Below are 8,714 nucleotides of genomic sequence, written 5' to 3' on the forward strand. Positions count from 1 at the left end.
CCTGGCCAGCTGCGGACCCTCTACCTTGCACCCTGGGTCACGGATAGGAGTCCGGGGCACAACAGCGTTCGGCCAGGCCATCGACCAGCTCCTGGGCAACCTCGGGGCGTACGACACCCAGACCGTCATCCCGCTGTTCATCCCCGCCACGGACCCGGGCGGCATGACCCAGAGGGCGGTCGAAGCGGTGAAGGAGCACCCTGCCTACGCCTCAACCGGCTCGATGGACGCGGCAAACCGGCAGTGCGCGTTCGTCCTGAACCACGGGGGCAGGGAGGTGACACTCACTCTCGTGCCGTTCGCCTTGGCCTGACCGCCGGGCCCTCCGCCACGCTCGAGCCGCGCGGCCCTGCGCGCGGCAGAGGCGGTTGCCCAGGAACCGAGGCGCCAAATGGACCTATCGTCTGTCTCGGTCGATATGGTGCGCCCATGGGCATCGGCGGGTTGGAGGAATACCACAGGCGCGAGGCGGCGAGGAACCTCTTCAGGCAGCACCTGAGCGAGGAGTGCGCCGGCCTTCAACTCCACGCCGAAGGACAAGCCGCGCTGCCCTACCTTCAGATGGCTATCGCGGCCGTCATCGACGCCCTTGATCCCTCCACGACGGAAGAGCTCCTTCGACACGCCGGGGAAGCGTGGACGCAAGACCGCGACGAGGAGCAACACGGCGGCCTAGGCACGCGTCTGCTCATCTTGACCACACCCACACCCACCGAGACGACGACGCTGCCGTATGTCGCTGCGCAAGCGGGCATGAGGATGGTCGCCAACCTCGCGGAATGCTGCCCTGATCTTCCACTGGACAAATTTTTGAGCTGCGCCCGTAGGGCCCTCCGCCAGACGACGGCCTTCAGCCAGTAGAGCAACCCGCGACGGCTGCCGGGCAAGTGCCTCCCGCAGCCATCCGGTATCGCGATCTGTATGCCTGCGAGGCGGATAGCGGCACGAGCCCCAAGGGCAGAGTCTCCGCGCCAGGACGATGACGGCGAGCCAGCGTATGTGGACGGTCTCGGACCGCGCCACGCGGCAGGTGCTGTACGGACCACCCGGGCGATCGCCGGTACGCGGTTGCGAGAACTGCGTAGGTCAGGGCCGTGGACCACGGCCCCTTCGAGCTGCCGGTCAATACGGAGCCGCTCTAGGATGGCGTCCTGCCCCCGCATCGGAGCGCTGATCCAGTGGTTGCTGGCCCGGCCGGTTGTGTGGGCGGTCTGATTGTTGATCAGCAGGTGGAGGTTCGCGGTGCTCGGCCACCGGCGGCGCCGGTGGTCCAGCCAGGCCGCCAGGAGCTGCAGGGTGAGATCGTCAAGAGGGCGGGTGCGTCCGGCGATGGTCAGCCGCGTTGCCGAGGTCGACATCGTCGGGTATGAGCGTGGCGATCTGGGCGACCCGGGCGGCGTGGATCGCCGTCTCGGCTGTCCCCGGTCAGGCACGCGAACTTCAGCGTGCTTGGCCGCTACCGCATCCGCGCCTCGGTCCCGGCCGATGGCGGCCTGCGCCCGCTGCGCGAACCTGGATCCGCTGACACCGACGAGGACGAGGAGGAGTGAACCGGGGCAGGGTCTGAGCACCTCGTCGGCCGGGCCGCGGACTCGTAGAGCATCTTCCAGAACGTCTTCTCCCGCAGGGAGACGTCAGTCAAGCTTGCTTCATGCGGTAATAACTTCGCTGGTCAGGGGCGCTGAGGCCCTGCCATCGTGTCCGTGACTGGCCTGAGTGACCAGCCCAGCGCGATGCTCTCTAAGACGCGTCTGACGGCAGGCTGCTCAGATCCAGGACATCGACCGCCGCCGGGGGCCGGATGTCGAGGTTGTTGTTGTAACCGCTGAACTTCCTGATGGTGCGGTGGTGAGGTTCTCGGTAGTCGATCTTCAGCAGGTACGGCTTGCCCTCGGCGGCCACGTAGAAGGTGTAGGTGCCTCCCTCGACCTCGTCGTCCGTCACTTCCACGGGGATAACCGGCTTGCCGTCGAGCTCGGTTGTGGCACCCTTCGTGGCCTTGCCGAACGAGGAGAACGGCCACGCGCAATCCGCCAGGCCGTCCGCTCCCTTCGCCGCGCTCACGGGGCTCTTCAGCCAGGGCTTGTGCCGCATCGCGGGGACCGTCTTCCGCCCCCACCACTGGAGGTACACCTCATTGGGATGGATGTAGTCCGTCTCGCCGATCCGGATCTGCTCCAGCTCGGAACCGTAGGACCAAGTCGCCTTCAACGTGCATCTGCTCTTGAGATCGGTCGTCAGGCGGCTGGAGTAGCCCCTTCCTCCGCCGGTGGAGGTGACGTCTGTGTCGATGGTCACCGACGTGAGCGCCTTCATGGTGCGGTTGGCCTCGTCGAGCAGTTGGTCGGCAGAGCGGGTGTCAGCGGTGTCACCGACGCCAGCACAGCCGACTGCGACGGCACCCACGAACAGGCACAGCGCAGCGGTGCTCGCTTTCCTTCGCACAATCCCCCCTTGGATGTCGAGCGGCATAGCGTACCGGAGCGGTGATCTTCCTGGCTGCACCACGACAGGGGCGGGAGCGGATCCTTGCCGATGAGTGAAAGCTGTCCAGCGACTTCACGTCCAGGCGCCACAGGGCGGCGATCTGGTCCTGTCTCGTACGGCATGGGGAACCGGCGCGGCCTCACGCCTTTTTCCGGCTCCGACCGGGTAGAGTGCTTGCCAGTGTGGACACGCCGCACAGACCGCCGATCCGCTTCCCACGCAGCGCGTCGGCACCACGGTCAAAGGCTCGCCGGACGCGGCTACCGGCACCCGGTGCACCGGGCGAGGGCCACGACGGACCGCCCTTGCCTGACACCTGCGGCGGGCGGCGTGGGGCCTGCCTCGGAGCCCACATGCCACGGCACGTCAGCAACGACCTCAAGAGCCGCGCCCACGCCCTCGCCGCCCGGGAGAACCTCCCCTACAGCACCGCTCTCGCCCGCCTGCGCACCCCGGCCCACGGGCGCACCCACCAGCCGGCCGCGGACGCGGACACCTTCGAGTACCTGTACGTCTTCCTGCCGCTGCCCGAACTGCACGGCGCGCGACCCTGCGACATCTGCCTCGGCACCGGCCGCGAGTCCGAGACGCCCGGCCACGAAAACGCCCTGTACTTCATGAAGTCCGACGGCGACCGCCCTCCGATCGGCGTGGAAGCTGCTTGCAGCATCTGCCTCGGCTGCGGACGCGCGGAGCACAACCAGGACGATGGCTGCGGCTACCCCCACACGGATGAGTGGCTGGACGCCGACCACGACGACGAGGATGAGGACGAGCGTGAGCAGGAGCCGCCCTGCCCGTCGTGCCACGGCCGCCAGTTCAACTACATGCCGGGCTTCCCCGACGACGGCGGCCAGGCCCACGGCGTCGTCATCCACCTGCGCGTCCCCTGCAGCTGCACCGCCGACGAGATGACTCTCATCCGCGAGGTGACCGTCTGATGGCCCGCCAGCCGCGCCCGGACCGCGAGACCCTGCCCGGCGTCGCCGAGCTCCGCCTGCGCGCGGACCAGGACACCGCCAACGTGGTCCTCGACGTCCTCCGTGCCCACTTCACCATCACTGCCCCGCGGGGCTACTCCGGCGGCCGCTTTTACTTCCAGCTCGACACCGGCAACACCGCCCCCGACAGGGAGGGCTGAGAACGCCACAGCGGCCCCGCACAGCCGAACGGGGCCGCTGTGCCATGCCGAAGTGGCTTCGACAGTGGGAAGCGGCCCCACCCGACACCGAGTTCTGGCCCCACTTGTTGATCTCGATCGCTGTGATCGTCAGTGGGAACTGGCCCCACCGGAGTGCGCAAGGCGCAGGTCGTCGGGTGGGGCCAGCATCCGCTGACGCGGCCCCGGTGGTGACGGCGGTGGGGCCAGCGGCTGCTGACAAGTGGGGCCATCGAACGCCGACAGAACCACCGAAGGTCGCTCAGGACTTCGGCGGTGTGCCGACACTCGCTGCGCAGCGCGGCCTTCGACGCCTACCGCAGGAAGTAGGTCCCCTGGCACCAGAACCCGACCCTCACACTCGTCCTGGCTTCTTGACCCGGCGCCGGGGGACCGGCGCACCGCGTACGGCGTGCCGCAAGACAGCATCGGTCAGAACCCGTCTTTCAGCACTGCCCAGGCACAGGGCTGTCAGGATTGCTGCCGTGGACCGCATGCCCGAATGGGCGAAGACACTCTTCAGTTTCTATGTGATCACCTTGGTCTTGGCGGAGTGTCTCTTCCTCAGCGCACTTCCAACGGGCACTGTGCGCGAATGGCTGTTCGCCGCGTTCGTTGCGGGCCCGGCAGTGGCTGTTCCCTGGTGCTTGGCGATCTGCTTGTTCTACGCCGCCACAAGAAGGCGCTAGCGCTGGCTACTTGGCTCTGTTCTCAAAGCTTCGGCCGAGTGGCATGTTCCCGTTCTCCCTGGCCAGAGGCCGGGCGGTCCGTCGCGGTAAACCGCGCATTTACCTTCCGGCCGCCGCCTGGAGGCCGGCTAGAGGGCGCGGAGGGATCGGTCAGCTGTGTCCGAGCTCGCAGATCCTGGTGTCCTGACCCGGCCGCCCCGATGCTGGTAGCGCTCAGCCGTGTCCGCGCGGCGTCAGACCAGGCGGTGCCGGCGGCAGGTCGGACATCTCGGGCGGCTGGGCGCGGACCCAGCCGTGGGCGCGCATGGTCTCCGTCTCCCAGTCCTCGAACAACTTGGGCAAGGCTTTCGGATCGCGGTCGGGGTCGCGGTGCCAGCGGATGAACGCGCGGGCCGCGGGTCGGTGTGCGTCGCAGGCCGGACAGAGCTCCATCCACACGCGCGTGACCAGCGGGCCGTGCCAGTACAGCAGGAGATCGCCGCCGCATCGGGAGCAGGGCCGGACCCGCTCATCGTCCTCGTCACGGTCAGCGTCAGCGGGGCTCAGGCGGGCAAGCTCCTCGTCGCTGACGTCGTCGAGACTGCCGTCGATGTTGCCGATCCGGCTGAAGGATCCGTCAGGACGTACCAAGTAGCGCCAGGTGAACGACATATGGCCCCCCTCCGGGGTGGAACATTCCGCGAACCGCCACGATCCGCCCGCATCACGATCAGCGTCAAGAGCCGCGCACCTTCCCGACGCCTGATGGGTGACCGCATGCCTGTGGTGTCGAATCTGCCGTTGTGGCAGGAACCGCCCCTCGGCGACCCAGCCCCGAGCGCCCAGTCTCACCCGTTTGCCATGCCTGGCCCGTCGTTGAACAGGCATGACCATCACCCCACCGAACCAGCCTTTCGACGACGCTTTCGCCAGCTTTCAGCTTGCTGTCGGTGCTGCTCTGCCCGAACAGGCCTGCAAGCACCTCGTCGAGCGGATCCGCGCCGTGCACGCCGACTGGCCGGACCTGCCGTTCGTTGACACTGCCGACATGGCACGGGCCTCCCTCACCGCCGAGCGCCGGCAGGTCCGGGTCCGGCTTGCCGACTTGGAACGGCAGGAACAGGAGGCGGTGGAGAAGCTGCGGGAGAGCCAGGCCTATCTAGCCTCGCGCTTTCGCGCGCCCAGCAGACTCGGAGGTCTTCGTGACGTAGTAGATCTTGAGTCGTAAGCTTGTTGTCGCCTGCCGGTGGAAGTCCGGTCCGGGTAGCTGCCAGGAGGCCCGGTAGCAGACTGGCGGCGTCGGGGGGAAACGCCCGGCGTCGAAGCCCAGTGTCGAAAGCCCTGTAAGGGGGAGCAAAGCAGCGGTCCGTAGCATCACGCGAAGCCTGCGCGTCGTTAGAGGCCCGCCTCTCGGGGCGGGGACAGGGAGTGCCGAGCCCCCGAAATCAGGGCGAAGGCCATGGAATCGGCGAAGATCCTGGAGATGCAGCCGTGAAGGACTCCCCGGCGTATGGGGCATGGAACGTTGCGACGGTGACAGCGGGAACTGGGGAGGCCCTCCCCGGCCCGGCGGCCTGCGGACAGCTGCCGTCGGAAGCTGCGCGTCCTATAACCGGGTGCACCCCGGGAAGTGGACGCGGGTCGGGTAGGCGTCGGAGGCGGCCGTAGTACCGCGATGAGCCGGCGGACAACACAACCGCCGGCCAGGGAAGGGCCGCTGCTTCGTCGATGCGCAGTCTGTCTGGAGGGACTTGGTGAGTGCCGTTACGGCTAGTTCCACCACGTCGGGATCCCTGAAGCTGGATCCGGTCCGAGCCTTGCAGCATGCGCTCTACCGGGCGGCCAAGGCCGATCCCGGACGACGGTTCCACGCGCTGGGGGACAAGATCCACCGCAGGGACGTCCTGCGGCGCGCGTGGGCAACGGTGCGTCGAAACAATGGCGCCCCGGGCATTGACGCCACCACTCTCGCTCAGGTCGAGGAGTACGGCATCGACCGGCTCCTTGACGAATTGGCCGTGGAACTCAAGGAAGGCTGCTGGCGGCCGCTGCCCGCGCGCCGGGTGTTCATCCCGAAACCCGGCACGACCGCGGAACAGAGACCGCTGTCGATCCCTTCCGTCCGCGACCGGATCGTGCAGGCGGCGCTGAAGATCGTGCTCGAGCCGGTCTTCGAGGCCGACATGCTCCCGTGCTCGTTCGGGTTCAGGCCCAGGCGCGGGGCGCACGATGCCCTCCAAGTCTTGATCGATGAGGCATGGCGGGGCAGGCGCTGGGTGGTGGAGACGGATATCGCCAACTGTTTCGAGGCGATTCCGCACGGGAAGTTGATGCAGGCGGTCGAGGAACGCGTCTGCGACCGGTCGGTCCTCAAACTCCTGCGCGTAATGCTGCGGGCGGGGGTGATGGAGGACGGGCAGGTCCGGCGGCCGGTGACCGGAACCCCACAAGGCGGTGTGGTTTCACCGTTGATGGCGAACGTCTATCTGCACCGGCTGGACCGGGCATGGGACGTGCGTCGTCATGGGGTCCTGGTCCGTTATGTCGACGATGCCGTGGTGATGTGCACTACCCGCGAGCAGGCCGAGGCTGCCCTTGGGCAGCTGAAGGTCCTGCTGGCCGAACTCGGCCTGGAGCCGAAGGCGGCCAAGACCAGGATTGTGCACCTGCAGGTCGGAGGCGAGGGAGTGGACTTCCTCGGTTTCCACCACCGATGGGTCACGTCCCGGCCTCGTGGCGGGCGGCATCCGATCGCCTTCCTCGCTCGCTGGCCCTCGGACAGGGCGGTGCAGCATGCTCGTGACCGGATCCGTGAACTCACGGAGCGGCGCAGGATGTTGCGGCCGGTCAAAGTGATCGTGGAGGACGTGAATGCGTTCCTGCGCGGATGGGCCGCGTATTTCCGGTTCGGGAACTCGGCCCATCGGTTTGACCAGATCAGCTCGTACGCACGGATGCGGATCGGCGGGTTCATCGCCAAGAAGCACCGGCGCAGCCGGAAGTTCGGCTGGTCGGTAGTCGCCCACGCGGCCTCCGACTCGTTGGGGCTGGTCGCCCTGCACGGGACCGTCGTTGCACCCAGACCCTTTCGGGACTGGCGGGGCAGGCCGAATGCCGGTGGTGAACGGCGTCGGTGAGCCGTGTGCGGGAGAACCGCACGCACGGTTCGATGCGGCGGGGGCTGGAAACGGAGCGTACCTACTACGCCACCGCGCCAGCCCCCGACCCTACACGAGGTGGGGTGTCCGAGGCTTGATCAAATAAGCGGAGAGTGCTCCTGACCTGCAACGATGGGACTTGTCTAGGGTCCTGTTGGCTGCACGGAAGAAGCACTCTCCAGGTGAAGAAGCGTATCGGGTCGTACCCGCGTGTCCGCATCGAGGGCGGCGGCCGGGCAGTGGTCTCGCAGGCCGGGAGCGTGCTGCTGGTCGAGACCGTCCGCAAGGCCGGCTTGGACACCGCGATATCAGCGGCGCTGACGCCGTGGCGGAAGGCTCGGACGGTGCACGATCCGGGCAAGATCCTGCTGGACGTGGCCCTGGCGGTCGCGTTGGGCGGGGACTGCCTCGCGGATGTCGCCATGCTGCGGGCCGAGGCGGCCGTGTTCGGGCCGGTGGCCTCCGACCCGACGGCCTCCCGCCTCATCGATACCCTCGCCATCTCCGGGGAGAAGGCCCTGCGGGCCATCCGTGCCGCGCGGACTGAAGTCCGCCAGCATGTCTGGCGGTTGGCCGGCCGGGAAGCGCCTGATGCGGGCGGGACGGTGACCGTGGACCTGGACGGGGTACTGGTGATCGCGCACTCGGACAAGGAGGACGCCGCACCCACGTGGAAGCGAAACCTACGGCCACCACCCGCTGATGGGGTTCGTCGACCACGGACCGGGCGGCACGGGTGAACCGGTCGCGGCCCTGCTCAGACCAGGCAACGCGGGCTCGAACACGGCCACCGACCACGTCACCGTCGCCCAACTGGCCCTGGCCCAGCTGCCGAAGAAGTACCGGCGCGGGCGCCGGACCCTGATCCGAACCGACTCCGCGGGCGGCACCCACGACTTCGTCGCCTGGCTCGCCCGGCGGGGACGGTGGCTGTCCTACTCGGTCGGCATGGTCATCACCGAGCAGGTCCACCAGCATGTGCTGAAGGTTCCGGCATCGGCTTGGACGGCGGCCGTCGAAACGGACGGCGAGATCCATGACGGCGCCTGGGTCGCCGAACTCACCGGCGATGTTCTGGACGGCTGGCCCAAGGGCATGCGGTTGATCGTCAGGAAGGAACGGCCGCACCCGGGGGCCCAGTTGCGGCTCAGAGGGCGGTATGAGACTTCATACGGGTTTTGTCGTCACCTGAACGTGTGACGGTGCGGCATCCCGGCCGGTCGGCGGCCATGGGCATGTTGG

At 67.9% G+C, this 8,714-nt stretch carries 8 protein-coding genes and 1 pseudogene; 7 read left to right on the forward strand and 2 right to left on the reverse strand.

Annotated elements, in window-relative coordinates:
• The first annotated feature begins 25 nt into the window (after window positions 1-25).
• Together ACWGKT_RS45275 and ACWGKT_RS45280 are read left to right on the forward strand one after the other, a co-directional pair.
• Entirely contained in the window at window positions 26-313 is a 288-nt protein-coding gene (locus ACWGKT_RS45275; protein WP_453278317.1) for a hypothetical protein, read from the forward strand.
• A 116-nt stretch (window positions 314-429) separates the two neighbouring features.
• Window positions 430-861, forward strand: coding sequence for a hypothetical protein (locus ACWGKT_RS45280; protein ID WP_453278308.1), 432 nt, complete (start codon window positions 430-432; stop codon window positions 859-861).
• 879 nt (window positions 862-1,740) lie between these two features.
• Here the strand turns inward: ACWGKT_RS45280 and ACWGKT_RS45285 are convergent.
• Window positions 1,741-2,472, reverse strand: coding sequence for a hypothetical protein (locus tag ACWGKT_RS45285; protein ID WP_453278309.1), 732 nt, complete (start codon window positions 2,470-2,472; stop codon window positions 1,741-1,743).
• 368 nt (window positions 2,473-2,840) lie between these two features.
• Between ACWGKT_RS45285 and ACWGKT_RS45290 the strand changes: the two genes are divergently transcribed.
• Complete coding sequence (locus ACWGKT_RS45290; protein WP_453278310.1) at window positions 2,841-3,428, forward strand: hypothetical protein; 588 nt, start codon at window positions 2,841-2,843, stop codon at window positions 3,426-3,428.
• Complete coding sequence (locus tag ACWGKT_RS45295; RefSeq protein WP_453278311.1) at window positions 3,428-3,628, forward strand: hypothetical protein; 201 nt, start codon at window positions 3,428-3,430, stop codon at window positions 3,626-3,628. The genes ACWGKT_RS45290 and ACWGKT_RS45295 overlap by 1 nt, the downstream gene beginning before the upstream one ends.
• Window positions 3,629-4,548: 920 nt before the next feature.
• Here the strand turns inward: ACWGKT_RS45295 and ACWGKT_RS45300 are convergent.
• Complete coding sequence (locus ACWGKT_RS45300) at window positions 4,549-4,986, reverse strand: DUF6300 family protein (RefSeq protein ID WP_453278312.1); 438 nt, start codon at window positions 4,984-4,986, stop codon at window positions 4,549-4,551.
• Between the two features lie 214 nt (window positions 4,987-5,200).
• Here ACWGKT_RS45300 and ACWGKT_RS45305 point away from each other — a divergent pair, with 214 nt between their 5' ends.
• From ACWGKT_RS45305 to ACWGKT_RS45315, 3 genes and pseudogenes are all read left to right on the forward strand, one after another.
• Window positions 5,201-5,542 (forward strand): hypothetical protein, encoded by a 342-nt coding sequence (locus ACWGKT_RS45305; RefSeq protein WP_453278313.1) that lies wholly within the window; start codon window positions 5,201-5,203, stop codon window positions 5,540-5,542.
• Window positions 5,543-6,131: 589 nt separating this feature from the next.
• Window positions 6,132-7,451 carry a group II intron reverse transcriptase/maturase gene (gene ltrA / locus ACWGKT_RS45310; protein WP_453278314.1) on the forward strand — a complete coding sequence of 440 codons (1,320 nt, stop codon included), beginning with the start codon at window positions 6,132-6,134 and terminating at the stop codon, window positions 7,449-7,451.
• Window positions 7,452-7,654: 203 nt separating this feature from the next.
• Window positions 7,655-8,621, forward strand: a pseudogene (locus tag ACWGKT_RS45315) (IS1380 family transposase); the annotation flags it as partial.
• Between the last annotated feature and the right edge of the window lie 93 nt (window positions 8,622-8,714).

This window comes from Streptomyces sp. NPDC054794 (genome assembly GCF_053611585.1).